Genomic DNA, 24,055 nt, shown 5'->3' with positions numbered 1-24,055 from the left:
GGCGAACGGGGTGGGTTGAACGGCTGAACGAACGGCTTGGCACCCTGGGGGCGCCGCCCCGGGAGCCCACGTCGGCGGGTCCACCCGCCGGTGGCGGGAGGACACAAGGCCTCGATGGACTGGAATCCTGGGGCGACACCCGATGGAATGGGGAGTCGAACCCCGCACCTTTCGAGGGTGTATGCCATGCACTGACCTTTTGTCAGCGCGCCCTGTCCCCATTCGCAGGACCTTGCCCGGTACCCCGGCTCGGCTGCTGTGAGGACGTCGTCCATGGTGGCAGCCGGGCCTCACCGGCCGCCACCGATTTATTGGGCCCCCGCTCAGGCCTCGGCCCGCTTGGAGATCTGGCCCAGCAGCTCAGGTTGTCGTCCGGCGCTGAACCGCACGGCGAAGGCCCACAGGCCCCACATCACCAGCGCCCCGACCAGCGCTCCGCCCAGCCCGGCCAGGCTGGGCCACACCGGGTGGTCGAGGGTCAGCATGGCGATGGCGAGGAAGGGACCACAGGCCACCCCGAGCACCGGGAAGGCCACCAGTTGCGCGACGAACGCAGTGAAGGTGCCCGTGTTGGTGGCCATCAACGAGTCCTCGGACTGGGCCACCGGGTAGGGGGCGATGACCGACTGCAGCACGCCGAGCCCGATGCTGACGAACCACACGCCCAGGGTGATGCCGAGCACCGAGACCACCAGCTTCGGCTCGATCACCAGCGGCAACGCGACCGCCATCAGCGCCAGCACCGGGGTGTAGACCAGCAGCCGGGCGACCAGTTTGCCGAGCAGGTCGCTGCGGGCGTCGTCCCCGGCGGCCACGTTGACCCAGTGCGAACTACCGTCGTAGCCGTACATGTTGGTGTAGGTGAGCCCCAGGATCCAGGCCACCGCGGCGACGATGAAGCTCGCGGCCGGGAGGTCGCGCAGCAGGACGGCCGGCACCACGATTGCCGCCAGGCCGAACACGACCAGGATGATCACCCCGACCCGTTGGGTGGGGTCGCGGAACATCAGGATGATGTCCTTGGCCGCCACCCCGCGCACCCGCGGACGAAGCCGTGCCAGCACCGGCGCGAAGGGGAGCTTGAGGGCCCGGGTGGACCGGTCGGACCCGCCGCTGGCCGGTGGGCTGGTCATCACCCTGGTCAGCACGAGCGACCACAGCCACCCGACCAGGGCCACCAGCGCAAGCCCGCCGGCCAGTTCGACCAGTCCGCGCAGCCATCGTCCGTCGTGACCGGCCAGCAGCACCTCGGCGGAGAAGGAACTGGGCAGGAAGCGGGTCACCCGCGCGACCTGGGCCAGCACGTGTTCGGCGGCCGCGGCACCCTGGTGCACGGCGAACTGGCTGATCAGGTTCGGCAGCTGGGACAGCAGCACCACCACCAGCGGCACCGCCACCGCCAGCACGTCACGGATGCCACGTCGGCGCAGCCCGAGCCCCACCAGGGAGATCACCAGTCGGCTCACCATGGCGCAGGTGACAGTGAACAGCACCGCCCCGATCACCACCAGCGGCACGTCGACCGGGCGCGCGGCCAGGCCGATGACCAACCCGACCATGGTCAACACGGTGGCCAGTCCCCCGGGCCCGACCAGCGCCGCCGCCGCCAGGCCGGAGGCGAGTTGGCGTTTCGACAGCGGCAGCAGGGTGAGCTTGACCGGGTCCATCGCGGCGTCGGAGGCGGCGATCAGCATCGGCCCGAGGATCCACACCAGCAGCACCAGCGCCAATCCCAGGTGCACCACCAGCCCCTGCCAGGGGTCGGGCACCCAGCGCAGCGCGATACCCAGGACCAGGCCCGACACCCCGGCGGCGAGCCCCAGCAGCAGCCCGAAGACCGACCCGATGATGCGGGGGAGGTTGCCGGTGCGGAAACCGGCAATGATCAGCGAGACCTTGAGTCGGACGAAGTGCCCAACCATCCCAGCCTCCTCTCGATCTCGGCGCTGGGGGCGCCGACGAGCTGGATGAACCGGTCTTCCAGGTCGAGCCCGCCGCGCACCTGGTCCATGCCCCCGGCCGCGACGATCACCCCGGCGGCCATGATCGCCACGTGGCTGCACAGCTGCTGGACGGTTTGCATCACATGGCTGGACAGGATCACCGTGGCGCCCCGGTCGACCAGCCGGGTGAGCACCTCGCGGATGGTGCGGGCCGAGACCGGGTCGACCGACTCGAGCGGCTCGTCCAGGAACAGCACCCGCGGGTCGTGCAGCAGGGCCGCGGCCAGCGCGATCTTCTTGTGCATGCCGGCCGAATAGTCGATGACCAGCTTGTCGCCGTCGTCGCTGAGTTCGAGGACGGCGAGCAGGTCTTCGAGCCGTTCGCGGACCAGCTTCTCGTCCATGCCACGCAGCAGGCCGTTGTAGAGGAGCAGTTCGCGGCCCGAGAGCCGTTCGAACATGCGACGTTCGTCGGGCAGGATGCCGATGCCGGCCTTGGCGGCGACGGGGTTCGCCCACACGTCGATGCCGTCGACCAGGACGCTGCCCTGGTCGGGACGAAGCAGTCCGGTGGCCATCCTGATCAAGGTCGTCTTGCCGGCGCCGTTGGGGCCGACCACCCCGTAGAAGCTGCCCCTGGGGACGGCCAGTTGGGTTGGTTGCACCGCCACCTTCTTGCCGAAGGCCTTGGCCAGGCCGCGGACGAGCACCGCCGGTGCCTGCACGTTCGGGTCAGCCGGGGCCGGGGTGAGTGGGGGCTGCAGGGGATCCATGCCCCTGACTCTTCCAAACCCGCCGGGGCCCCACAACCAACATGTGGCCAATCCCTCGCGCCACCCGGCTACAGCTGCCCGGCTACTGACGCCCGGCTACTGGTCGGTGGCGGCCAGGGCGTGGCGGTACCACTGCTTGGCCAGCGCCAGCCGTGAGGTGGCCTGGTCCTCGGGGGCGCCGGCGACCAGGGTCAGCAGCACCCCGGCCACCCGGGCCCGCAGCGCGGCGGCATCGTGGCCGACCTCGAAGACCCGGGCAGCCTGCTCGACCCAGCGCTCGAGGCCCGCGTAGTGCTGGGGGGACAACGCCGGGAGCACCGCGGCGTGGGCCAGCACGCAGGCCAGGTCGTCGACCCGGTGGCCGGGGCCAGCGGAATCGACGTCGATCATGGTCAGCCGATCATCGTCGACGAACAGGTTCGCCTCGTACAGGTCGCCGTGGACCGGCACCCAGGGCCCCGCCAGGCGGGAGTCGACGAACGCGGTGATGCCGGCCTCGAGGGCGGCGATCTCGGCGGTGGCCGCGGGCAGGGTGGCTTCGGCGCCGCGGGCGTGCACGTCGAGGCGGGCGGTCCAGGCCTCGCGGGTGGGCAGGTCCATCACCTCGGCGGGCATCGCGTCGAGCAGGTCGACGATGCGTTGCGGGTCGAACCAGTCACCGCCGTGGGTCCAGCGGCTGAGCACCTGCGCCAACGGTTCACCGGCTGCCGAGTCGATCACCAGCACCCCGGGGGCCGGTTCGGCGACCACCTCGGGTGACAGCCCGGCGGCACCCAGCAGCCGGTGGCGACGGGCCTGGTCGGCACCCTTGCGGGGCAGCACGACCTTCACGTACAGGGCGCCGCGCTGGGTGCCGGCCCGCAGCACGGCGCGGCGCAGGGGTCGGTAGGCCAGCAGTTGCAGCTCAACCGAGTCGGCCGGCTGGTCGAGCCAGTCGGCGACCGAGGCGGGGGTGCAGGCCTGCGGCAGGGACGGCAGCCGCGGGTCGGCGGGGTGCTGCCAGAACCGCAGCGTCAGGTCGTCGTGGGTGATGGTGGAGACTTCGCCACTGACCTGGGCCGTGGTGGCGACCAGGTACTCGACCACCTCTCGTCCGTCGGGGGTGGTGATGGTGACGTGGAAGCCCGCCGAGGTGTCGTGCTGGGGGCGGTGGTGCACCTCGTCCAGTTCCACGAGCACCGCGTCGCCCCCGCCGGTCGGTGAACCGGTGAGGGCGGCGCGCACCCATTGCTCAGCTTCGGACGAGGAGAGCACCCGCAGGGCAGTCAGGGCTTCGTCCATGGGTCAGTCAGCCGACTCGACCGAGGGGGCCGAGGCCGGGGAGTCCGGGGAGTTGGGCGAGTTCGGGGAGTTGGGGGTCTTCGGCGAGTCCACCGACTTCGCCGACGGGGCCGAGTTGGGCGAGTTCGGGGTCTTCGGCGAGTCGACCGACTTCGCCGAGGGTGCCGAGGCGACCTTCTTGACCGGCTTGGCCGGGGACTTCGCCGACGGGGCCGAGTTGGTCGAGTTCGCCGAGGCCTGCTTGGTCGGCTTGACGCTGGTATTCGCTGTCTGCTCGGTGGTGGTGGTCGAGGCAGTGGTGGCCGGGGTGGCCGGCCGCTGGGTCTCGGTGGGGGTGGCGGTGACCGTGACGGTCTCGGTGGGGGCCGGGAAGTCCTCGGCCTGGGCGCTGAGCAGCCCGGCCACGGCGGTGATGCCGATGGCTCCCGAGATGGCCCAGACGGTGGTGCTCCTGGAGATCTTCATCGCTTCATACCTTTCGTCGTGCTGTCGATGGATTCATCAAACACAGCGGGGATGAGGCGATGAAGATCTGGGGATGAGAGAGCTCTCATCGGCCCCCGGCTCGGACAAAACCCCTTGTCGGAGCCCCAAGAGTCCTCAGTCGACGACGGCGGCGTTCGCGGCGGCGATGATCCGCAGGTTGTGCGGCAGCGCCCCGTCAGCAGCGACCGCCGACATGGTCAGGATGACCGTGTCGCGCAGCGGGTTGTTCACGAACTTGGTCGAGAAGTAGCCCTGCCAGCTGTAGGCGCCGGCCCCGCCCAGGTAGGCGGTCGAGCCGACCGGGGCGTTGACGTCCTGCTGGATGTCGAGCTGGTAGCCCCACTTGTTCTGGGTCAGCTGCCAGTTGGTCAGCCCGCCGATCTGGTTGCTGGTCATCAGTTCGACCGCGGCCGGGCTGAGCACCCGCACCCCGTCGAGCTCACCCTTGTTCAGCAGCATCTGGGCGAAGCGGTAGTAGTCGCCGATGGTGCCGTGCAGGCCCGCCGCACCACTGAAGTAGGTGTGGTGCGGGCTGTGCGCGCCCTCGGGGCCGAGCGTGAGCGGGCCGACCTGCACGTTCTTGCTGTGCACCTCGTCACGGCCGGGCCAGTAGACCTCGACCAGGCGGTGGCGCTGGTCGTCGGGAATGTAGAACCAGGTGTCGTTCATCTGCAGCGGGCCGAAGACGTGCTCGCGCAGGTACTCGTCGAAGTTCTGGCCCGAGACCACCTCGACCAGCCGGCACAGGGTGTCGACGCTGTTGTTGGAGTAGTCAAACATCTCACCGGGGTGGGCGATCAGCGGCATCGCGGCGAGCTTGTCGATGTTCTCCTCCAGGGTGATCGGCGGGTTGTTCATGTCGTCGCGCACCCCACCCTCGGCATAGAGCTTGGGGACGACCGCGTAGGCGGGGTGCGGGAAGGCACTGTCCCACCAGGTGTTGGTCATGCCGGCGGTCATCGTGAGCAGGTCGTGGATGGTGATCTCGCGCTTCGCGGGAACCAGCTCGTAGCTGCCGTCGTCGGCGAAGACCGCGACCTTCGGGTTGGCGAAGGCCGGGATGTAGTTCGAGATCGGGTCGGCCAGGGCGATGCGGCCCTGTTCCCACAGCTGCAGCACCGCCACGGCGCTGGGCACCTTGGACATTGACGCGAGCCGGAAGACCGCCTCATCGGTCATCGGCACCCCCTCGGCGGCCTTGCCGAACGACTTCAGGTAGCAGACCTTCCCGTGCCGGGCGACCAGGACGACCATGCCCTGGTAGGCGTTCTCGGACAGGTGCTGGGCGACGAGTTCGTCGATGCGGGCGAGTCGTTCGGCGGAGATGCCGATGGTGTGGGGGTCAACGATGGTCTGGGTCATCTGGATCGGTCCTGTCTCGGCGATGAGTGATGTGGACGAACAGCATCCTAGGGATGGAGAGTAATTGTCAAGACCTGTGGATCGGCGTGTCACGCGACGTGTTGTTGGCCTCCTGATTCTTCGGGTCGTTCGACGAGCTTGCCCTTCTCGAAGGTGGCGCCGGCACGGACCAGGGCGACGAGGTGGGGTGCGTTCACCGCGCGCCAGCGTCGTTGCGCTGACTCGATGAGCTTGAACGCCATCGCGATGCCCGCCGCACGCGAGCCGGGTCCCTTGGTGACGCGCTGCCGGAGCCGGACGGTGGCGAAGGTGGACTCGATGGGGTTGGTCGTGCGCAGGTGGATCCAGTGCTCGGCCGGGAAGTCGTAGAACGCGAGCAGGACGTCGAGGTCATCGGTGACCTTCGCGGTCGCCTTGGGCCACTTCGCGCCGTAGGCGGTGCTGAACGCCTTCTCCGCGGCCAGGGCGTGCTCGCGATCCTGCGCGTTGTAGATCTCGGCGAGGGCGGCCTTGGCGTCCTTGTGCACCGACTTGGGCAGCGCGGCGAGCACGTTGCCGATCTTGTGCCACCAGCAGCGCTGCTCGGCGGTGACGGGAAAGACGTCGCGCAGCGCGCGCCAGAACCCCAGGGCGCCGTCGCCGACGGCAAGGACGGGGGCGCGCATGCCGCGGCGCTTGCACGAGCGCAGCAGGTCGGCCCAGGACTCGGTGGACTCGCGGTGCCCGTCCTCGAGCGCGACGAGCTCCTTGGTGCCATCGGCGCGGACCCCGACCATGACCAGCAGGCACACCTTGTCCTGGGTGAGGCGGACCTTGAGGTGGATCCCGTCGACCCACACGTAGACGTAGTCGGTGCCGGCCAGCGACCGCTGGCTGAACGTCTTGGCCTCGTCCTGCCACTGCTCGGTGAGCCGGGTGATCGTCTTGGCCGACAGGCCGGCGGAGGAGCCGAGGAACTGCTCCAGCGCCGGAGCGAAGTCCGAGCTCGACAATCCGTGAAGGTACAGCAGCGGCAGCACCTCGGCCAGCTGCGGGGACTTGCGCGCCCACGCCGGCAGGATCGCCGAGGTGAACCGCTTCCGCTCACCCGTGGCCTCATCGGTCCGCCGGTCGTTGATCCGCGGCTGGCGCACCGGCACCGCACCCGCGGCGGTGCTCACCTCCCGCGGTTGGTGGTAGCCGTTGCGGACCACCAGCCGGTGTCCGTGCTCGTCGACCTCGTCGGCGAAACGCTCGACGTAGGCAGCGACCTCGGCCTGCAGCGCCGCCGCGAGCATCTGCCTCGCGCCGTCACGGACGATCTGATCGAGCAGCGACCCACCACCCGTGGCCGCGTCGACGCTGGACTCGATGTCCTCCTGGACTACCTTGAGCATGGGCGTACCTTCCCGAGCCGGCGCGCCAACGCCGACCCTGATCAGAACTTGCATGGGCTTCAGATCTTGCTCGGGAGGTACGCCACTTTCACGTCACCCCGCCGAGGGCCATCCACAGGTTCTGATCATTGCTCAGGGATGGATCACCCGTAGTGACAGAGCGTTCACGGGACGAGCCGGCGCTGCTCGTCCGCCCTGGGGCGAACCGCCGCCGGTGAGCGAACGCCCAGTACAGCTGCACGCTTTCGTCCGAGTAGTGAGCGACCCGACTAGCGTGGGTGGCGTGATCGAATTCGGAACCGGCGGGTGGCGCGCCATCATCGCCGACGGCTTCACCCGCGCCAACGTCCGGCTGCTGGGCCAGGGCCTGGCCAACCGCATGGTCGCCGAGCAGGTCGCCGGGCGCGGCATCGTGATCGGCTATGACCGGCGCTTCCTCTCGCGTGAGTCGGCGTGGTGGCTCGCCGAGGTCTTCGTGGGAAACCAGATTCCGGTGACCTTGATCGACCGGGCCGCCCCGACCCCGATGATCATGTACACGGTGCGCAGCATCGACACCGCCTACGGCATCGCGGTGACCGCCTCGCACAACCCGGCCTTGTACAACGGCGTCAAGGTCTTCACCGCCGGCGGACGAGACGCTGACGCCGAGGTCACCTCGTCGCTGCAGGCCCAGGTCAATGCGCTCACCGACGACGACGTGGTCGCGGTGCCCAGCCATGAGATCGTCGGCCACGAGCTGGTGACCGTCCAGAAGTCCATGAACTGGTACATCGACTCGATCCTCGACCAGGTCGACACCGAGACCATCCGCCATGCGCACCTGAGGGTCGTCCTCGACCCCATGTTCGGGGTCTCGCAGACCTGCCTGCAGACGATCCTGATGACGGCACGCTGTGACGTCGAGGTGATCAACAGCCGCCACGACACCCTGTTCGGTGGGCGGCTGCCCTCCCCCAACCTGGACACCCTCCACGAACTGCAGGCCAAGGTGCGCGATTCCGGCGCCGACCTGGGCATCGGCACCGACGGTGACGCCGACCGGCTGGGCATCATCGACGACCGCGGCAACTACCTGTCGGCCAACCAGGTCCTGGTGCTGCTGTACCGCTACCTGCTGGTCGACAAGGGCTGGCAGGGCCCGGTGGTGCGCAACTTGGCCACCACCCACCTGCTCGACCGGGTCGCCGCCCGCCACGGTGAGGTCTGCTACGAGGTGCCGGTCGGTTTCAAGCACATCAGTTCAGCGATGGCTGCCCACGACGCGATCATCGGCGGGGAGTCCTCGGGCGGGTTGACCGTGCGCGGCCACATCGCCGGCAAGGACGGTGTCTACGCCGCCTCGCTGCTGGTCGAGATGCTGGCCGCCAGCAAGCGCCACCTCAGCGAGCACTGGGCCGACATCGTCGCCGAGTACGGCTCGCTCGAGATGGTCGAGACGGCATGGGAGTTCACCCCGGTCCGGCGCCAGGCCCTGATGGAGCAACTGTTCGACCGTCGCGAACTGCCATCGTTCGACCGTGAGGTCAGCGAGACGTCCTACCCGGACGGGTTGAAGGTGCGTTTCGGGGACGACGCGTGGCTGGTCGTCCGCTTCTCGGGCACCGAGCCGGTGCTGCGCATCTTCGCCGAGGCACCCACCGAGGCCGAGGCCCACGCACTGGTCAACACCATGGTGGGGTTCCTCGGCCTGGGCCGGTGAACCGCCCAGGACACATCGTCACAACGTTGCGTCGGGTTCACCGCCGGGACTGAAAGGGCGCTGTTAAGCTCTCAGCGTTCGGCCCCAGCAGTGGCCGAGGCCCCGCGGCAACGACGCCGCGTGACCAGTCTCGTGAGGTGTGCCCATGCTCGTCCCCCTGGAGTTGGCGTTGTCGGCCAACAGCGTGACCATCGTGATCGTCATCGCCGCCCTGGCGGCCATCGCCGTGGCGATGTCGCTGGTTTATCGAGGCGAGGTGCTGCGCGCCGCCGACGGCACCGAGAACATGAAGTCGATCGCGCTGGCCGTGCAGGAAGGTGCTTCGGCCTACCTCGGACGACAGTTCCGCACCCTGGGCATCTTCGCCGTGATCGCGTTCCTGGGGTTGCTCGCGCTGCCGATCCACGGGGACGGCAACCCCTGGGTGCTGCGCATCGCCCGCTCGGTCGCGTTCCTGGGCGGGGCCGGGTTCTCGGCGCTGATCGGCTACCTGGGCATGTGGCTGGCAGTGCGCGCCAACGTCAGGGTTGCGGCCGCCGCCCGTGACACCGGCCGCGAACCGGCCATGAAGATCGCCTTCCGCACCGGTGCGGCCGTCGGGATGGCGACCATCGGGCTGGGGCTGCTGGGCGCAGCCCTGGTCGTCCTCGCCTTCGGTGGCAGTGCACCGGTGATCCTGGAGGGCTTCGGCTTCGGTGCCGCGCTGCTGGCGATGTTCATGCGCGTCGGCGGCGGCATCTTCACCAAGGCCGCCGACGTGGGCGCCGACCTGGTCGGCAAGGTCGAGCAGAACATTCCCGAAGACGACCCGCGCAATGCCGCGACCATCGCCGACAACGTGGGTGACAACGTCGGTGACTGCGCCGGCATGGCCGCCGACCTGTTCGAGTCGTACGCGGTGACGCTGGTCGCCGCGCTGATCCTGGGCCGGGCGGCCTTCGGCGAGCACGGGCTGGTGTTCCCGCTGATCATTCCCGCCATCGGTGTGCTGACCGCGCTGGCCGGGGTCTACCTGATGCGCCCGAAGGCCTCGGAGAACGGGTTGACCACCATCAATCGCGCCTTCTACGCCTCGGCGGCCATTTCGCTGGTGCTCTCGGGGGTCGCGTCGTTCACCTACCTGCCCTCGTCGTTCGCCGAGCTGGGCATGACCGACTTCAGCGGCCCGGTGGACGACCCCCGGCTGGTGACCTTCGGCGCGGTGGCCATCGGTATCGCGCTGGCCGCGGTGATCCTGGCGCTGACCGGCTACTACACCGGCACCGAGCACAAGCCCGTGCAGGGTGTCGGCAAGACCTCGCTGACCGGTGCGGCCACCGTGGTGCTGTCGGGCATCGCGCTCGGCCTGGAATCGGCGGTGTTCACCGCGCTGCTGATCGCACTGGCCGTGCTGGGCGCCTTCTCGCTCGGGGGTGCGGGCGTGGTCGGGTTGTTCGCGATCGCGCTGGCCGGCTGCGGGCTGCTGACCACCGTCGGCGTGATCGTCGCCATGGACACCTTCGGCCCGGTCTCGGACAACGCCCAGGGCATCGCCGAGATGTCGGGTGACGTCGATGGTGATGGGGCGCAGATCCTGACCGAGCTCGACGCGGTCGGCAACACGACCAAGGCGATCACCAAGGGCATCGCCATCGCGACCGCGGTGCTGGCCGCCACCGCCCTGTTCGGGGCCTTCACCGACTCGGTCGCCGGTGTCCTGCAGGATCGCTACGCCGACTTCGAGCTGCAGTCGGTGGTGTTCTCCCCGGCGGTGCTGGTCGGGCTGTTGGTCGGTGCCGCAGTGGTCTTCCTGTTCTCGGGCCAGGCCATTCGTGCGGTCGGACGAGCAGCCGGCGCGGTCGTCGTCGAGGTGCGTCGCCAGTTCCGCGAGATCCCCGGGATCATGGAGGGCACCGGTCGTCCGGAGTACAGCAAGGTGGTCGACATCTGCACCCGCGACTCGCTGCGGGAGCTGTCGACCCCCGGCCTGCTGGCCATCACCGCCCCCATCGTGGTCGGCTTCAGCCTCGGTGCGCCGGCGCTGGCCGGGTTCCTCGCCGGCGCCATCGCCGCGGGCACCCTGATGGCGGTCTTCCTGGCCAACTCGGGTGGTTCGTGGGACAACGCCAAGAAGCTCGTCGAGGACGGCCACCACGGCGGCAAGGGCTCGCCCGCCCATGAGGCGACCGTGATCGGTGACACCGTCGGTGACCCGTTCAAGGACACCGCCGGCCCGGCCATCAACCCGCTGCTGAAGGTGATGAACCTGGTCGCGCTGCTGATCGCCCCGGCGGCGGTCGGCATGTCGGCCCTGGGCGAGTCACCCAACCTGCTGCGCTACCTGATCGCCGGGGTGGCCCTGGTGATCGCGGTGGTCATGATCATCTTCAGCTCGCGGACCGGTTCGACCGTGCTGGCCGAGGACGAGCCGAACCCCGGCCTGGACGGACTGCCCGGCAACCCCGAGTGGGAGGCCACCCGCCACGCCGCCGACCGCACCGGCCCCCTGGCCGAGATCGAGGCCGAGGTGGAGGCAGCCACGGAGAAGTCGCACGCCGAGGTCGACCAGGCCTGACGCCTAGGCTTGGGGCATGCGTGCACTGAGCCTCACCGAGACCCTCAAGGCCACCGACATGGTGGTCACCGACCTGCCCACCCCTGAGCCCGGGCCCGGAGAGGTGCGTATCAAGGTGGCCGCGGTCGGCCTCAACCCCGTCGACTACAAGGTGGCCGGTGGCAAGTCCCCCGGTGACGTGCTCGGGCTCGACATCGCCGGCACCGTCGACGTACTCGGCGAAGGCGTCGACGGTTTCGCGCTCGGTGATCGGGTGGCCCTGCACAACGACCTCGGACGACCCGGTGGCCTGGCCGAGTTCGTGGTGGTGGCCGCCGACGTGCTCGCCCGCGTGCCCGACGGCGTCACGTTCGTGGCGGCCGCGGCGCTGCCCTGCGCGGGCATGACCGCCTACCAAAGCGTGAACCGCCGCCTGCACGCCGGTGCCGGCGACACCGTGCTGGTCACCGCCGCCGCGGGTGGTGTCGGTGGGTTCGCGGTGCAGCTCGCCCACCTGGCCGGGGCCCGCGTGATCGGGACAGCGTCCGGGGCGAACCGCGAGGTGGTGCTGGCCCTGGGCGCGGACGAGGTCATCGACTACCGCACCGAAGACATCCCCACCCGCGTCCGCGAACTCACCGGTGGCGTCGGCGTCAACGGCGCCATCGACACGATCAGCAGCGACTCGGCGACGCAGAACCTGTCCCTGCTCACCTTCGGCGGCGGGCTGGTGGCGATCCAGGGCCGCCCCGACTGGGACGTCGTGCCCCCGTTCACCACCGCACCCTCAGTGCACGAGATCTCCCTGGGCGCTGCCCACCAGCACGGCGACGCCCGGGCGCGCGCCGAGCTGCGGCTGATGCTCGAGGAACTGCTGGCCCTGGTCGATGCCGGACGACTCGACCCGCGGGTGGTCGAGGTGGTGCCGTTCGAGCAGGCTCCCCGTGCCTACGGCGTGCTGGCCGATGGGCATGTCGCCGGCAAGCTCGTGGTCGAGCTGTAGTCGGTGACACGCCGCGGTAGGTGACGATCGACCAGATTGTCGTCCGCGTCTACAACGCCACTCGACGTCTGCAGTGCCAGCCTGAGTCTGCACGTCGTACAGACGGGCAGACTCAGGCCCGCGCTGCAGACGCGAACCCGGGCTGCAGACGCACCGGTCAGGCCAGCTCGCCGGCAACCCCGAGTGACCGGGCCGAGGTCGATGGGGCCTATCGGGGTGATCCGGACACAAACCAAACCATTGACCCGTGCTTCCCCTCTCCACTAGCCTCACGCCATGGGGGACGGCGGCTACTCACGCAAGAGTCTGTGGGGTGATCACACCAACCATTACGACGCCAAAGGCAACAAGATCGGCGAGTCCCGCGACAGCATCTGGGGCAGCCACACGAACACGTTTGACGCCGCGGGGAACAAGATCGGCGAGTCCCGCGACAGCATCTGGGGCGACCACACCAACCACTACGACTCCAGCGGGACCAAGATCGGCGAGTCCCGCGACAGCATCTGGGGCAGCCACACCAACCACTACGACTCCAGCGGGACCAAGATCGGCGAGTCCCGCGACAGCATCTGGGGCGATCACACCAATCACTCGGGTGACTGGCATGTCGGCCATCACGGCGGCGCGGCCAGCCCGGACTCACCAGAACGGTTTGGCTCCGCCGGCGCGTTGGCGGGCGGTGCGCCCAGTGGGAAGCTCCTCGAGGGGCCGAAGTCGCGGTGGGGGCTTGTCGCCTTGCACCTCATCATGCTCCTCGGCGGCAGCGCCGCAAACCTGGTCGTCATCCTCGCCCTCGCGATCCTTGTGGGCAGTTGGCCGAACAACCTCAGGAACGCCCTCACCTACCAGGGGATGTTCGGCGTCGGCCTGGCCGCGTCGTGGTTCGTGGCCTGCCTCATCCTCATCGTGGTCGGCCAAATCCTGTTCAGCAGGGATGGCAAACGCGTCCTCAGTTGGGCCTACCGGGGGCTGATCGGGGGTGCCGTCACGCTGGTGGTGATCGGTTCGTTGGGCTGGGCCGACGGCTGGGGTTCGGTGCTGCCGTCGACGGGCATGGTCGTGGGTTATATCGCCGGGGCGCTGCGGGACCGGGCCGACCACCGCTGACCAGCCAAGGCCACATCGACGAAGCCTGCGCAGGCTCCATCGTCCGGTGGTTGACTGGCCCCAGGGTCGGGCACCGAGCCGGGCGTGATCCGATCCCAAGCGGAGGGGATCCATCATGGCCAGATCATTCGTCCCCAGAACCTGCGTCAGGGCCGCCGTCGGCCTGATCTCAGCCGGGCTGCTGCTGTTCGCCGGCTGTTCTGCCGACTCGTCCTCGGACGCGCCGAGCACCACTGCCGACACGACCGTCGGCGTGGGGACCACCACGTCTGCGTCGACGGCCACCACCGCCACCACGACCGAGGACAGCGAGCCCGAGACCACCACCCAGACGACCGAACGCACCATCGTGCTGCAGAATCGCGATCGACATCGGGTGACCGACGCCGCCAGCGCCGTCGTGCACTGCGAGGGCCGCGCCGAGGTGACGATCGTCGCCTCTGACCTGACCGTGGCCATCACCGGCACCTGCGATGACGTCGACGTCGAGGGCTCCGGCAACACCATCACCATGGAGGCCTCCGAGGACCTGGACATCGACGGCAACAACACCACCGTCAGCGCCACCACCGTGGACTACGTCGACATCGACGGCAATGACAACACCGCCACGCTCGAGGGCATCAACCGGGAACTCGACATCGAGGGCAACAACAACACCGTCACCTTCACCACCGGCAATCCAGAGGTCGATGACGACGGCCGGGGGAACAGGATCATCCAGGGGTGACGCGGCCTCAGGTCCAGATGCCGCCGGGGGCGAAGACCTCCTCAACCAGGCTGTCGAACCAGCCGATCTCGCGGGCCACGTCGAGCACGGTGTAGCGCGAGCGGTAGTACATCGCCCGGGGGAAGGTCTCGCGCACGGCCTGCGCCGTCAGCCCGATGTCCTCCGGGCGGGCGGGCGCGCCGGCCTCGGCCAGCATGCGCTGCAACTCGGACGCGGACAGCAGCTGCCCCTCGAGTCGTGCGCTGGTCTGCGGCCAGCTGTCGACCAGTCGGCCCAGGCGTTGCCGCAGGCCATCGGCGTCGACGTACTTCTCCTTGGTCTCGTTGAGGCCCTTGTCGACCAGCGGGCCCGACATGGTCGCGCGGATGTGGTCGGCCACCTCGTCCCACGAGGGCCAGCGGGCAGCCACCTCGTCGAGGTCGAGCCCGGCCACGTCACGCTGCAGGAACTTCTCGTAGAAGGCGGTCATCGCCAGGGTGCCGATCGCCACCTTGAAGCCGTGGCTCAGTGGCGGGTCGAGCTCGGCACCGACGTGGTCGAGTTCCCACAGGTGGCTGAAGTAGTGCTCGGCGCCCGAGGCCGGCCGGGTGCCGCGGGCGACCTGCATGGCCAGGCCCGACAGCACCAGTCCCCGGCACAGCCCGTCATAGGCCTCCGGCACCCCGGCCGCCAGTTCGGCCGGGCGCGACAGTGCCTCCTGCACCCCGCCCTGCACCAGTTCCCAGGCCAGCGGGTCGATCGGGTCGACACCGGTGACGTCGGCGAGGATCCAGTCGGCCCCGGCGGGGATCTTGGCCGACAGGTCGCCGTAGCCGGAGGCCGCCATCGGGGCCGGTGCCGCAGCCGCCACGTCCAGGTCGAAGATGACCACCGTCGGTGCCGGGCAGGGCATGGTGATCTTCAGCCCGCCGCGGGTCATCGGGGCCCCGAAGCCGGTGTAGCCGTCCATCGAGGCGGCGGTGCCCACCACGGCGTAGGGACGCTCGAGTTCACCGGAGGCGAGCTTGACCAGGTCGTTCAGGGTGCCCGAACCGATCGCGATGCCCACCGCACCCTGCTCACGCAGCCGTTCACGGATCTGTTCGGCGTGCTCATAGGCGGCGTAGAGGGTCGGTGTGCCGGGGAAGACCATGGGTTCGACCAGGGCGGCGCCGGCCTCCCGCAGCGACTGCTCGACCTGGGCGCCGGCGGCCTGCCAGGTGCGTTCGTCGGCGACCAGCAGCCCGGGGCTGGCCTGCTGCAGCAGAAGTGCGTTGAGAATCTGGCCTGATCGAGGCAGAACCCCTCGTCCGACTTCGACGACCTTGGTCGTCTCGGCGTGCTGGAGGCCCTTGCTGACGGCGTCATTCATGACTGGTTCCTCTCCTTCGCCGGCACTCAGCCGGCGAGGTGGTCGTGGACGGCGTGCTGGACGTCCTTGAGGGCGGGGTACAGCTGGGCGTACTGCGCCACCCAGAAGCGGTATTCGTCGTGGCGCTCGGGGTCGGGGCGGTAGACGTGCGCCTCGTGCACCATCGCCGCGGCCGCCTCGGGCAGGTCGGCGAAGCGGCCGGCGGCCACCGCGCCCATCATCGCCGAGCCGAGGCTGGGGCCGTCCTGCACCTCGGTGATGACGATCTCGACCCCGGTGACGTCGGCGTGCATCTGCATCCATGGCGGGCTCGACAGCGCCCCGCCGCAGGCGATGATCGACTGGGCTTGCAGCCCGTGCTCGCGCAGGGTGCGCAGGTTCATCTCCAGGCCGTAGCAGGTGGCCTCCTGGATGGCCCGGTAGAGGTGCTCGCGGCGGTGGTGCAGGCCCAGGCCGGTGAAGGTGCCGCGTGCCTTGGCGTCGCTGTAGGGGCTGCGGTTGCCCTGGAAGTACTCGGTGACCAGCAGGCCGTCGGAGCCCGGCGGGATGTCCTTGGAGGCCTCGTTCAGCACGTCCCAGGCCGACGGTCCCCCGTTGCGGTGCCCCTCGAGCAGGTCCTGGGCCGACATCTGCAGGAACCAGCGCATCACCGAACCGGTGGCCGACTGCGACGCCTCGACCGTGTACTGGCCCGGCAGCACCGCATCGGTGTGGGCGCCGACCAGCCCGGGGGCGAAGATCGGGGTGGCACTTTGGGCCAGCAGCGGGTTGCTGGAGCCGGTGATCAGCGCCATCCGGCCGGGGGCCAGCACGTCCATGCCGATCATGCCGGCCTCGGCGTCGATGGTGCCGACCGCGACGGGGATGCCGGACGGCAGCCCGAGTTCGGCGGCGGCCGCGGCGCTGAGGCCACCGAGTTCTTCACCCAGCGGACGAACCTGGCTGGGCATCTTGTCCATCAGGCCCTCGGCCCCGACGGCCTGGTAGTAGTCGAGCGGGAAACCGCCGTGGTCATTGTTGTGGTGCATCTTCAGCGACGCCGAGGTGATGTTGATGACGGCCTCACCGGTGAGTTTCAGGCCCATCCAGTCGGGGGCATCCAGCAACCAGACGCTGTCGGCCCAGACCTGGGGCTCGTTCTCCTTGACCCAGACCGCCTTGTACAGGAACCACTCGGCCGAGGGGGCATCGGCGCCACCACCGTTGTAGAGCCGGGCCCAGTGGTCGACCTCGGCGCCCCGCTGGGCCTGCTCGCTGGCACGCACGTCGGCCCACATGATGCCCGCACGCAAGGGGCGAAGGTCCTCGTCGAGTGCCACCAGTGAGGCGGAGTGGGCGTCGTAGCCGATCCCGGCGATCTGTGCCGGGTCGATGCCGGCCTTCTCGACGGCGCCGCGCACCGAGCGGACCAGTGCGGCCCACCACTCGTCGACGTCCTGCTCGACCCACCCGGGGTGTGGGTAGGAGGACTGGAGTGGCGAGTCCTCGAAGGCGAGCGGCCTGCCCGTGTCGTCGTAGATGCCCACCCGGCAGCCGCCGGTGCCAAGGTCGATCCCCATGAATACGCTGCTCATTGCCGGGCCTCCGTAACGTCATTGTTGCTGTCCATTGTGCATTCTTGGCGGCCGGAGAATGTCGTTGGGTCGAGATCTTCAACCTGTCCTCCGTCTCATGCGCGATCGGGTGCGACCGCCTCGGCCTGCTGGGCAGGTTCGTCTGACGGGCTGCCCCCGGCACCGGCCAACCAGTTCGCGCACGTTTCATGCCGCTGGTCCCTACTGCAGTGTCCGCGGACTGCATGAAGTTGGCGCGAACTGGAGGCCTGATGATCTGCCAAGGAGGATTCCTGCCACGACCTGCGTCACCGCAGCCCCCACAGCGTCTCCGCCAGCACCGGGTGCAGACCCGCCAGCGGCGGCTGCAGCTCATAGGCGTAGGCCTTCAGGTCTGCATTCACCAGACCGTGCTGCCAGCAGCGGAACATGGCCTCCCACCACACCAGCACCGAAATGGCCAGACGTGCTCGGGTCTGCGACGGCACCGTCTGGTCACCCGACAGCAACCCGTCAAACAGACCGAGGTCGGTGAGGCACTCCATCTCGAGCTCGCTCCACATGTGCACGGGCGAGTCCTCCTCGGCCGCCTCGCCGACCATCGCGGCCAGGCTGCGGTAGCGGCCTCGGCTGGCCGCCCACGCTTCCAGAACACGGACGACGCCAGCCAGGTACGGGTCGGTCTCGGCGTCTGCGAAGCGGGTACCGACCCATCTCGACTTGTCCTGCGGCAGGGGTGCATGCACCTCGTCCCACAGACCGACGAGTCCGTGGCCCCAGTTGGCCAGTTGGGCGTTGGTGGTCGTCAGGCCCTGCGCCAGCCGCTGGGCCTCCCAGGTCACCTTGAGCAGCCGTTCGACACCAGCGGCCAGCAGGGTGAACGGCACCGCGGGGTTCTCCGGTTCCCAGTCGTCACCGACGAGGTGGTTGAGGCCCTGGGCCAGATATGCGCGCGGCTCGTTCAGGGCGATCGCACGCCCGATGGCCTTCACCACATGGGGTGGGGTCGTCATCGTCGGTGCCTCCTGTCCGCGCCGGCTGAAACCATGGGGGCGGGCTCCTCGTCCGCGCCCGCCCACCCGATCCACGGCCGACCCACCGACCAGTCCAGTGCGACCGTCTCACCGGCGCCCTGGGAAGTCAGGTGCCACCCGCGGCACACATTGCACTGGTAGCAGCGGCACTCGCGCCGGCCCGACCCGACCCCACGCTCACCCGCGGTCTTGCGTGCGTTGCTTGCCTGGTGCAGCGCAATCACGGCTTCACGGTGATCGCGGAAGCGGCGCTTGCCCGTCACCGGGCAGTGGTCCCTGTCCCAGGGCCTGACCCGTCGCGTCATCATCGTCAGCCCAGCTGGTAGAGGACCGACTCGTGGTCGAAGTCGGGTCGCAGTTCCATGACCAGGTCGCTGGGATCCTTGACAGCGAAGGCCATCTTGAACTTGGCCTCGCGACCGTTCAGCAGCTTGGTCGAGGGACGCTCACCCAGCTGCTCGGAGTCGTAGATGGTCGGCGCCTCCTCATTGGCCGACTGCAGCGTGGCGTAGAACATGCCCGGGTCCCACGGCGTGCCGGAGTTGTTGACCAGGGTGATCTCGAAGACGACGTACTTGTCGTAGCCCTCCTCCTGCGACCACTCGCCGGGCTTGAAGTCAGCCGGCTTGCTGACGGTCACGGCCAGCCCGTCCTCCCAGGTGTAGGAGGCGCCGAAGGCCTTGACCGGGTCGTCGGTCGGGGTCGGGGACGACTCCGCCTCGGTGGTGGCCGGGGCCGGATCGGTCGTGGCCGCATCGGTGGCGGCCGGGGCGCTGCTGGCAGGGCGGTTGTTCCCGCTCGGTTCAGCGGTCGACGGGCCGGCGGCGACGCCGGTGCAGCCGGCGAACAGGACGGCGACCGACAGGGTCGCACCCAGGTGGATGAGGTTCTTCACGGCGATTTCTCCTTGCTCGTGTGCGGTGGAATGCGTTGGAACCAGCATGGGGCCGCACAGTCCTTATGCCCACCCGATTTCCTGATAAGCCCCCTTATCATCTACCCCCCTAGTCCCAATCCCACGAACCCGTAGACTCATCACATCACCCCGAAAGGAGACCCGATGCCCCCCACGCTCTCGCTCGCCGAAGTCGCACGCCTCGCCGACGTCCAGCGACCCGTCGTGAGCATGTGGCGCCGCCGCCCCAAGGCTGGCCTGGGTTTCCCCTCCCCGCTTCCTGACGGACGCTTCGACGCGCTCGAGGTCGTCGACTGGCTCGAGGCCACCAAGCGGGGCAACAATCCCGATGCCCGCGGTGACCTCGCGATCGGCACTACGCTCAGCTCCACGGCCGACCCCGAGCTGCTGGCCATCCTGCGGCTGCTGGTCGCCACCCGCGCCCTGCTCAACGAGCCCCTCGCCGGCCTCGACCCCGACGACCTGCTCGACGAGGCCGAGGAGCTCGACCCCGACGACGAGTTCTTCTTCACCGAGCTCGACGCCCTGGACCAGCCAGCATTCGAAGACCGCGCCACCCAGGCCGACGCCCTGGCCGACGCGGCGTGGCATCCACGCAACGCCTACGAACAACTCAACGACGCGCTCAGCCGCTCGTCCGCGACCCACGACCCCCGCCTCGCCTCCGAGCTGGTCGACCTGCTCGCCGCCACCGCGACTGCGTTGCTGGGGCCACGGGCCACGATTGTCGACGTGCTCGGCTCGTGCACCGACGTCACGATCGCCATGGTCGCCAACGAAGACCTGCCCACCCCCGACGTCACGATCGCGTCCGGGGCGGCTGCCCGCACGACCCTGCTGCGCTACCGCGTCCACGGCGTCACCCCTCGTCTGGTCGAGCTGGGCGGTGACTGGGCCCTGCACGCCGGCAACCTAGTCCTGGCCCGCCTGCCCGACCACGCCGATTCAGCCTTCGACCTGCTCGACGAGGTGGCGCTGCAGTTGCCGTCGGGCAGTCACGCGCTGCTGGTCGGGCCCGCCCAACTGCTCACCGATCCGCTCACCCCGGCCCTTGTCGGACGACGCGACGCGCACCTGCGCAGCGGTCTGCTGCGCGCCGCAGTCCGACTGCCCCAGGGCCTCACTCGGGGAGGCACCCGGGAGCACCTCGCTCTGTGGTTGCTCTCCCCCACGGACGAGCAGCTGCCGCTGTGGGCCGGTGATGTTTCGGGGCGCGAGTTCTCCGCGGCGCTGCGCCAGAACCTGCTGGACGACCTGCTCGCCGCCACGGCCGGCAACAGCCGTGCCCGCGCCTTCCTCACCCTGGAACGCGCGGACCGCGGCCAGGTGCTGGCCCGCGGCACCTCCCTGGCCGAATCGCCCAACGCCCGCCCGCAGGAGTCCACTCACTCCCCCGCCGACGACTCGGCACGGATCCAGGCGCTGCGGACGATGTTGAACACGAAGCTGCCCGACGTCTTCCCACACGAGCCGGTGGCCGTGGCCCCGAGCACCGGGTACACGATGCGGCTGGGCGATGCCGTGGGGCAGAAGGCGGTGACGATCCAGCCCGGCACCCGCCTGGTCGACCTGCCCTCGGGCAGCATCCGTGTGTGGGACGTGGCCGCGATGACCACCGGCACGCGGCGCACCGTCGACCTGCTGGCACTGACCCAGGCCCACCCCGGCCTGCACCTCACCGAACCAGGTGATGTCGTCTTCACCAGCTCAGGCACACCGCGGGCCATCGTTGACGTCGACGGCGGCTCGGTGGTGGCCTACCCCGCCAGGGCGCTGCGCGTGGTCTCCGAGAGACTGGTGCCCAGCGCCATCGCCGGGGCCATCAATGCCGTCGCCACCGGCAACAGCAAGTGGCGCACCTGGGAGTTGCCGGTCAGCAACATCGACCGGGCCCAGGCCGACACGATCATGCAGCACCTGCAGGACTGGGAAACCCAGCTGGAACAGCGGCAGACTCAGCTGCACGAGCTCCGCCGCCTGGTCACCCGCTCGGTCCTGTCCGGCGCAATCACCCTGACCAGCACCACTGAAGAGAAAGGCCATTGATGGCACGCATGAAGAAGGCCGAGTCGCTGGCGCCGACCACACCCAAGGAGCTCAAGGACACCTTGTGGAAGGCCGCCGACAAGCTGCGAGGCTCGATGGATGCCTCGCAGTACAAGGACGTCGTGCTCGGCCTGGTCTTCCTGAAGTACGTGTCGGACGCCTTCACCGAACGCCGCGAGGCCATCGCCGACGAGTTGCGCGCCGAGGGCTACGACGACGACCAGATCGAGGACACCCTGGAGGACCCTGACGAGTACACCGGCGCAGGTGTCTTCTGGGTCGACCTGGATGCCCGATGGCAGTCACTGGTGGCCTACGCCAAGGTCACCGGCACGAGCCACAAGACCATCGGCGAGCGCATCAATGACGCCATGGACATGCTGATGACCGCCAACCCCAGCCTGACCGGCACGCTGCCGCGGTTGTTCAATCGCGCCAATGTCGACCAGTTGCGGCTGGCCGAACTGCTCGACCTGCTGAACTCGGTGCAGTTCACCGGTCAGGGCGCCTCGAAGGCGCGTGACCTGCTCGGTGAGGTGTACGAGTACTTCCTGGCCAAGTTCGCCTCCGCCGAGGGGCGCCGCGGCGGGGAGTACTACACCCCGGCCAGCGTCGTGCGCGTAATTGTCGAGATGCTGCAGCCCAAGCAGGGGCGGGTCTACGACCCCTGCTGCGGGTCGGGCGGCATGTTCGTGCAGGCCGAGAAGTTCCTGGCCGCCCACCACGAGGACCCGTCGAACCTGTCCGTCTACGGGCAGGAACTCAACGAGTCGACGTGGCGGATGGCCAAGATGAACCTCGCCATCCACGGGCTCAACGGCAACCTCGGGCCGAAGTGGGGCGACACCTTCGCGCTGGACTATCACTCCGGCGTCCAGATGGACTACGTGATGGCGAACCCGCCGTTCAACATCAAGGACTGGAACCGCCGCGAGGAGGATGCCCGCTGGGTCTACGGCACCCCGCCGGCCAACAACGCCAACTTCGCGTGGCTGCAGCACATCGTCGCCAAGCTCGGCCCCCAGGGCACTGCGGGAGTGGTGCTCGCGAACGGCTCGATGACCTCCAACAGTGGTGGCGAGGGCGAGATCAGGGCCCAACTGGTCGAGAACGACCTGGTTGCCTGCATGATCGCGCTGCCCGAGAAGCTGTTCCGCTCGACCGGGATTCCGGTCTGTCTGTGGTTCTTCGCCAGGGACAAGTCCGCCGGTCGGGGTGGGACGATCGATCGTCGCGGTGAGGTGCTGTTCATCGATGCCCGCGACCTGGGGCACATGGTCACCCGCGCTGAGAAAGCCTTCTCGGACGCCGACATTCACCGCATCGCCGACACCTTCCACGCCTGGCGTGGGATGGAGCGGCTGCCGCTGGGCACCACCGACGTCACCGAGACCGGCGAGAACGGGGCGGACGAGGACGTCGAGCTGCCCGACGAGTACGCCGATGTGCCCGGCTTCTGCCGGTCAGTGGGCCTGGCCGAGATCAAGGTCGCGGGGTATGCGCTGACGCCCGGGCGGTACGTCGGGCTGGCCGAGGCCGAGGTTGATGCCGAGCCGTTGGACGACAAGATCGCGAGGTTGACGGCTGAGTTGGAGGAGCAATTCCGGGAGTCGGACCGGTTGGCTGGTGTTGTGCGGGAACAGTTGGGGAGGCTGTGATGAGGCTGGACCAGGCATGCACCCACATCGTCGACTGCGAACACAAGTCCGCGCCAATTTCACCGGGCGGTGGCTATTACGCAGTGGGGACCCCTGCAATGGCCGGGAATCGAATCAACCTCAATGACTCGCGCGAGATTTCCAGGGAAACCTTCAAGCTTTGGACACGACGGCTGCTCCCGCAGGAAGGTGATCTGCTCCTCGCCAGAGAGGCACCCGTCGGCCCCGTAGTCATACTACCGAGCACCGGCAATATTGCACCGGGCCAACGCACCGTCCTGCTGCGGCCAGACACCACTCGGGCGCTGCCTCGGTTCCTGTACTACGCCCTGATCGCACCGACCTTGCAGCGCCTGATAGCTGATCTCTCACTGGGATCCACGGTGGCGCATCTGAATGTCTCGGATGTGCGCGCTCTCGAGGTTTGGCTACCACCACTCCCCGAGCAGCAAGCCATCGCCGAGGTCCTCGGAGCCCTGGACGACAAGATCGCCGCGAACACTGCGCTCGCCAATACTGCAGATGCCCTCGTCCGTGCTTGGTACGAGAAGTTCGCTCACTCTCACGGCAAGCACCCTCTGCGAACCCTCTGTTCCAATGTGCGAGAGCCGATTGACCCTGCCGATGCACAAGGGGTTTATGTTGGCCTCGAGCATCTCCCCCGGCGCCACATGTGGCTTCACGAGCAAGGTGACGCCTCCGAGGTCACCAGCGGGAAGTCTTCTTTCCAATCCGGGGATGTGCTCTTCGGGAAGCTGCGCCCCTACTTCCACAAAGTCGCGTCAGCCCCCTCCAGCGGTGTGTGCTCAACAGACATCCTTGTACTGCGCGCCACAGCACCAGCTCTTCAGGGTTTGGTCCTTGCAGCGGCCAGTTCGGACAAGACGGTGGCAGCAGCCAGCGCCAAATCAGCGGGGACAAAGATGCCACGCACCAGCTGGAATGACATTGGAGATTCCGAGGTGCCATGGCCAGGAGAGCGGGAGGCACTTGAGTTCTCCGGGCGCGTGATGGCGACTCGCAGCATGGTTGAGGCAGCCCTGCGCGAATCCCAGTCCCTCGCCGAACTCCGGGACGCCCTGCTGCCCGCCCTCATGGACGGCACCCTCCAGGTCAAGGACGCCGTCCGACACGCAGAGGCAGCGCTGTAGCGACTAGTTACATCCGTATGCAATAGTTTCTCTCAGCACTGGATTCC

Annotated in this window: 18 protein-coding genes; 8 read left to right on the top strand and 10 right to left on the bottom strand. The window is 68.7% G+C overall.

The window, feature by feature from the left end; all coding sequences use genetic code 11:
- Positions 1-323 precede the first annotated feature (323 nt).
- The 6 genes from ACQE3C_RS03995 to ACQE3C_RS03970 all read right to left on the bottom strand — a co-directional run bounded on the left by ACQE3C_RS03995 (position 324) and on the right by ACQE3C_RS03970 (position 7,221).
- Positions 324-1,922 carry a hypothetical protein gene (locus ACQE3C_RS03995; RefSeq protein ID WP_434537908.1) on the bottom strand — a complete coding sequence of 533 codons (1,599 nt, stop codon included), beginning with the start codon at positions 1,920-1,922 and terminating at the stop codon, positions 324-326.
- Positions 1,886-2,716 carry an ABC transporter ATP-binding protein gene (locus tag ACQE3C_RS03990; protein ID WP_434537907.1) on the bottom strand — a complete coding sequence of 277 codons (831 nt, stop codon included), beginning with the start codon at positions 2,714-2,716 and terminating at the stop codon, positions 1,886-1,888. Before ACQE3C_RS03990 ends, ACQE3C_RS03995 begins: the two co-directional genes overlap by 37 nt.
- 96 nt (positions 2,717-2,812) lie before the next feature.
- Positions 2,813-3,997 carry a phosphotransferase gene (locus ACQE3C_RS03985; RefSeq protein ID WP_434537906.1) on the bottom strand — a complete coding sequence of 395 codons (1,185 nt, stop codon included), beginning with the start codon at positions 3,995-3,997 and terminating at the stop codon, positions 2,813-2,815.
- Positions 3,998-4,000: 3 nt separating this feature from the next.
- Positions 4,001-4,462, bottom strand: coding sequence for a hypothetical protein (locus tag ACQE3C_RS03980; RefSeq protein WP_434537905.1), 462 nt, complete (start codon positions 4,460-4,462; stop codon positions 4,001-4,003).
- Positions 4,463-4,597: 135 nt separating this feature from the next.
- Positions 4,598-5,845: a serine hydrolase domain-containing protein gene (locus tag ACQE3C_RS03975; protein WP_434537904.1), complete on the bottom strand. Its 1,248-nt coding sequence runs from the start codon at positions 5,843-5,845 to the stop codon at positions 4,598-4,600.
- A gap of 89 nt (positions 5,846-5,934) precedes the next feature.
- Positions 5,935-7,221 carry an IS256 family transposase gene (locus ACQE3C_RS03970; RefSeq protein WP_434537903.1) on the bottom strand — a complete coding sequence of 429 codons (1,287 nt, stop codon included), beginning with the start codon at positions 7,219-7,221 and terminating at the stop codon, positions 5,935-5,937.
- A gap of 274 nt (positions 7,222-7,495) precedes the next feature.
- Between ACQE3C_RS03970 and ACQE3C_RS03965 the strand changes: the two genes are divergently transcribed.
- From ACQE3C_RS03965 to ACQE3C_RS03945, 5 genes are all read left to right on the top strand, one after another.
- Positions 7,496-8,923: a phosphoglucomutase/phosphomannomutase family protein gene (locus ACQE3C_RS03965; protein ID WP_434537942.1), complete on the top strand. Its 1,428-nt coding sequence runs from the start codon at positions 7,496-7,498 to the stop codon at positions 8,921-8,923.
- A gap of 145 nt (positions 8,924-9,068) precedes the next feature.
- A complete protein-coding gene (locus ACQE3C_RS03960; protein ID WP_434537902.1) occupies positions 9,069-11,477 on the top strand; it encodes a sodium-translocating pyrophosphatase in 2,409 nt (802 codons plus the stop codon).
- A 16-nt stretch (positions 11,478-11,493) separates the two neighbouring features.
- Positions 11,494-12,459 carry a zinc-binding dehydrogenase gene (locus ACQE3C_RS03955; protein ID WP_434537901.1) on the top strand — a complete coding sequence of 322 codons (966 nt, stop codon included), beginning with the start codon at positions 11,494-11,496 and terminating at the stop codon, positions 12,457-12,459.
- A 276-nt stretch (positions 12,460-12,735) separates the two neighbouring features.
- Positions 12,736-13,569 carry a hypothetical protein gene (locus tag ACQE3C_RS03950; protein ID WP_434537900.1) on the top strand — a complete coding sequence of 278 codons (834 nt, stop codon included), beginning with the start codon at positions 12,736-12,738 and terminating at the stop codon, positions 13,567-13,569.
- A 115-nt stretch (positions 13,570-13,684) separates the two neighbouring features.
- Entirely contained in the window at positions 13,685-14,299 is a 615-nt protein-coding gene (locus tag ACQE3C_RS03945; RefSeq protein ID WP_434537899.1) for a DUF3060 domain-containing protein, read from the top strand.
- A gap of 7 nt (positions 14,300-14,306) precedes the next feature.
- On the opposite strand, the gene ACQE3C_RS03940 is transcribed toward ACQE3C_RS03945, so the two are convergent.
- The 4 genes from ACQE3C_RS03940 to ACQE3C_RS03925 form a co-directional block, all read right to left on the bottom strand.
- A complete protein-coding gene (locus tag ACQE3C_RS03940) occupies positions 14,307-15,650 on the bottom strand; it encodes a sn-glycerol-1-phosphate dehydrogenase (RefSeq protein ID WP_434537898.1) in 1,344 nt (447 codons plus the stop codon).
- A 26-nt stretch (positions 15,651-15,676) separates the two neighbouring features.
- Positions 15,677-17,224 carry an FGGY-family carbohydrate kinase gene (locus ACQE3C_RS03935; RefSeq protein ID WP_434537897.1) on the bottom strand — a complete coding sequence of 516 codons (1,548 nt, stop codon included), beginning with the start codon at positions 17,222-17,224 and terminating at the stop codon, positions 15,677-15,679.
- 287 nt (positions 17,225-17,511) lie between these two features.
- Positions 17,512-18,216 carry a hypothetical protein gene (locus tag ACQE3C_RS03930; RefSeq protein WP_434537896.1) on the bottom strand — a complete coding sequence of 235 codons (705 nt, stop codon included), beginning with the start codon at positions 18,214-18,216 and terminating at the stop codon, positions 17,512-17,514.
- A 331-nt stretch (positions 18,217-18,547) separates the two neighbouring features.
- The gene (locus tag ACQE3C_RS03925; protein ID WP_434537895.1) at positions 18,548-19,132 is read right to left on the bottom strand and encodes a hypothetical protein; all 585 of its coding nucleotides are present in this window, start codon (positions 19,130-19,132) and stop codon (positions 18,548-18,550) included.
- Between the two features lie 165 nt (positions 19,133-19,297).
- Here ACQE3C_RS03925 and ACQE3C_RS03920 point away from each other — a divergent pair, with 165 nt between their 5' ends.
- From ACQE3C_RS03920 to ACQE3C_RS03910, 3 genes are read left to right on the top strand one after another with little or no spacing between them, the layout of a single operon-like run.
- A complete protein-coding gene (locus ACQE3C_RS03920) occupies positions 19,298-21,199 on the top strand; it encodes a hypothetical protein (RefSeq protein ID WP_434537894.1) in 1,902 nt (633 codons plus the stop codon).
- Positions 21,199-22,857: a type I restriction-modification system subunit M gene (locus ACQE3C_RS03915; RefSeq protein WP_434537893.1), complete on the top strand. Its 1,659-nt coding sequence runs from the start codon at positions 21,199-21,201 to the stop codon at positions 22,855-22,857. Before ACQE3C_RS03920 ends, ACQE3C_RS03915 begins: the two co-directional genes overlap by 1 nt.
- Positions 22,857-24,008 carry a restriction endonuclease subunit S gene (locus tag ACQE3C_RS03910; protein WP_434537892.1) on the top strand — a complete coding sequence of 384 codons (1,152 nt, stop codon included), beginning with the start codon at positions 22,857-22,859 and terminating at the stop codon, positions 24,006-24,008. The genes ACQE3C_RS03915 and ACQE3C_RS03910 overlap by 1 nt, the downstream gene beginning before the upstream one ends.
- Positions 24,009-24,055: the final 47 nt, after the last annotated feature.

Source organism: Aestuariimicrobium sp. Y1814 (assembly GCF_050113895.1).
Classification (GTDB): domain Bacteria; phylum Actinomycetota; class Actinomycetes; order Propionibacteriales; family Propionibacteriaceae; genus Aestuariimicrobium.
Note: the sequence above shows the minus strand (reverse complement) of the source record. Positions and strands in the feature narration are given on the sequence as shown.

What these genes read in the sequence shown, in the direction of transcription:
- ACQE3C_RS03995 (WP_434537908.1), bottom strand. Translation starts at nt 1,922, where the DNA reads ATGGTTGGGCACTTCGTCCGACTCAAGGTCTCGCTGATCATTGCCGGT.
- ACQE3C_RS03990 (WP_434537907.1), bottom strand. Translation starts at nt 2,716, where the DNA reads ATGGATCCCCTGCAGCCCCCACTCACCCCGGCCCCGGCTGACCCGAAC.
- ACQE3C_RS03985 (WP_434537906.1), bottom strand. Translation starts at nt 3,997, where the DNA reads ATGGACGAAGCCCTGACTGCCCTGCGGGTGCTCTCCTCGTCCGAAGCT.
- ACQE3C_RS03980 (WP_434537905.1), bottom strand. Translation starts at nt 4,462, where the DNA reads ATGAAGATCTCCAGGAGCACCACCGTCTGGGCCATCTCGGGAGCCATC.
- ACQE3C_RS03975 (WP_434537904.1), bottom strand. Translation starts at nt 5,845, where the DNA reads ATGACCCAGACCATCGTTGACCCCCACACCATCGGCATCTCCGCCGAA.
- ACQE3C_RS03970 (WP_434537903.1), bottom strand. Translation starts at nt 7,221, where the DNA reads ATGCTCAAGGTAGTCCAGGAGGACATCGAGTCCAGCGTCGACGCGGCC.
- ACQE3C_RS03960 (WP_434537902.1), top strand. Translation starts at nt 9,069, where the DNA reads ATGCTCGTCCCCCTGGAGTTGGCGTTGTCGGCCAACAGCGTGACCATC.
- ACQE3C_RS03955 (WP_434537901.1), top strand. Translation starts at nt 11,494, where the DNA reads ATGCGTGCACTGAGCCTCACCGAGACCCTCAAGGCCACCGACATGGTG.
- ACQE3C_RS03950 (WP_434537900.1), top strand. Translation starts at nt 12,736, where the DNA reads ATGGGGGACGGCGGCTACTCACGCAAGAGTCTGTGGGGTGATCACACC.
- ACQE3C_RS03945 (WP_434537899.1), top strand. Translation starts at nt 13,685, where the DNA reads ATGGCCAGATCATTCGTCCCCAGAACCTGCGTCAGGGCCGCCGTCGGC.
- ACQE3C_RS03940 (WP_434537898.1), bottom strand. Translation starts at nt 15,650, where the DNA reads ATGAATGACGCCGTCAGCAAGGGCCTCCAGCACGCCGAGACGACCAAG.
- ACQE3C_RS03935 (WP_434537897.1), bottom strand. Translation starts at nt 17,224, where the DNA reads ATGAGCAGCGTATTCATGGGGATCGACCTTGGCACCGGCGGCTGCCGG.
- ACQE3C_RS03930 (WP_434537896.1), bottom strand. Translation starts at nt 18,216, where the DNA reads ATGACGACCCCACCCCATGTGGTGAAGGCCATCGGGCGTGCGATCGCC.
- ACQE3C_RS03920 (WP_434537894.1), top strand. Translation starts at nt 19,298, where the DNA reads ATGCCCCCCACGCTCTCGCTCGCCGAAGTCGCACGCCTCGCCGACGTC.
- ACQE3C_RS03915 (WP_434537893.1), top strand. Translation starts at nt 21,199, where the DNA reads ATGGCACGCATGAAGAAGGCCGAGTCGCTGGCGCCGACCACACCCAAG.
- ACQE3C_RS03910 (WP_434537892.1), top strand. Translation starts at nt 22,857, where the DNA reads ATGAGGCTGGACCAGGCATGCACCCACATCGTCGACTGCGAACACAAG.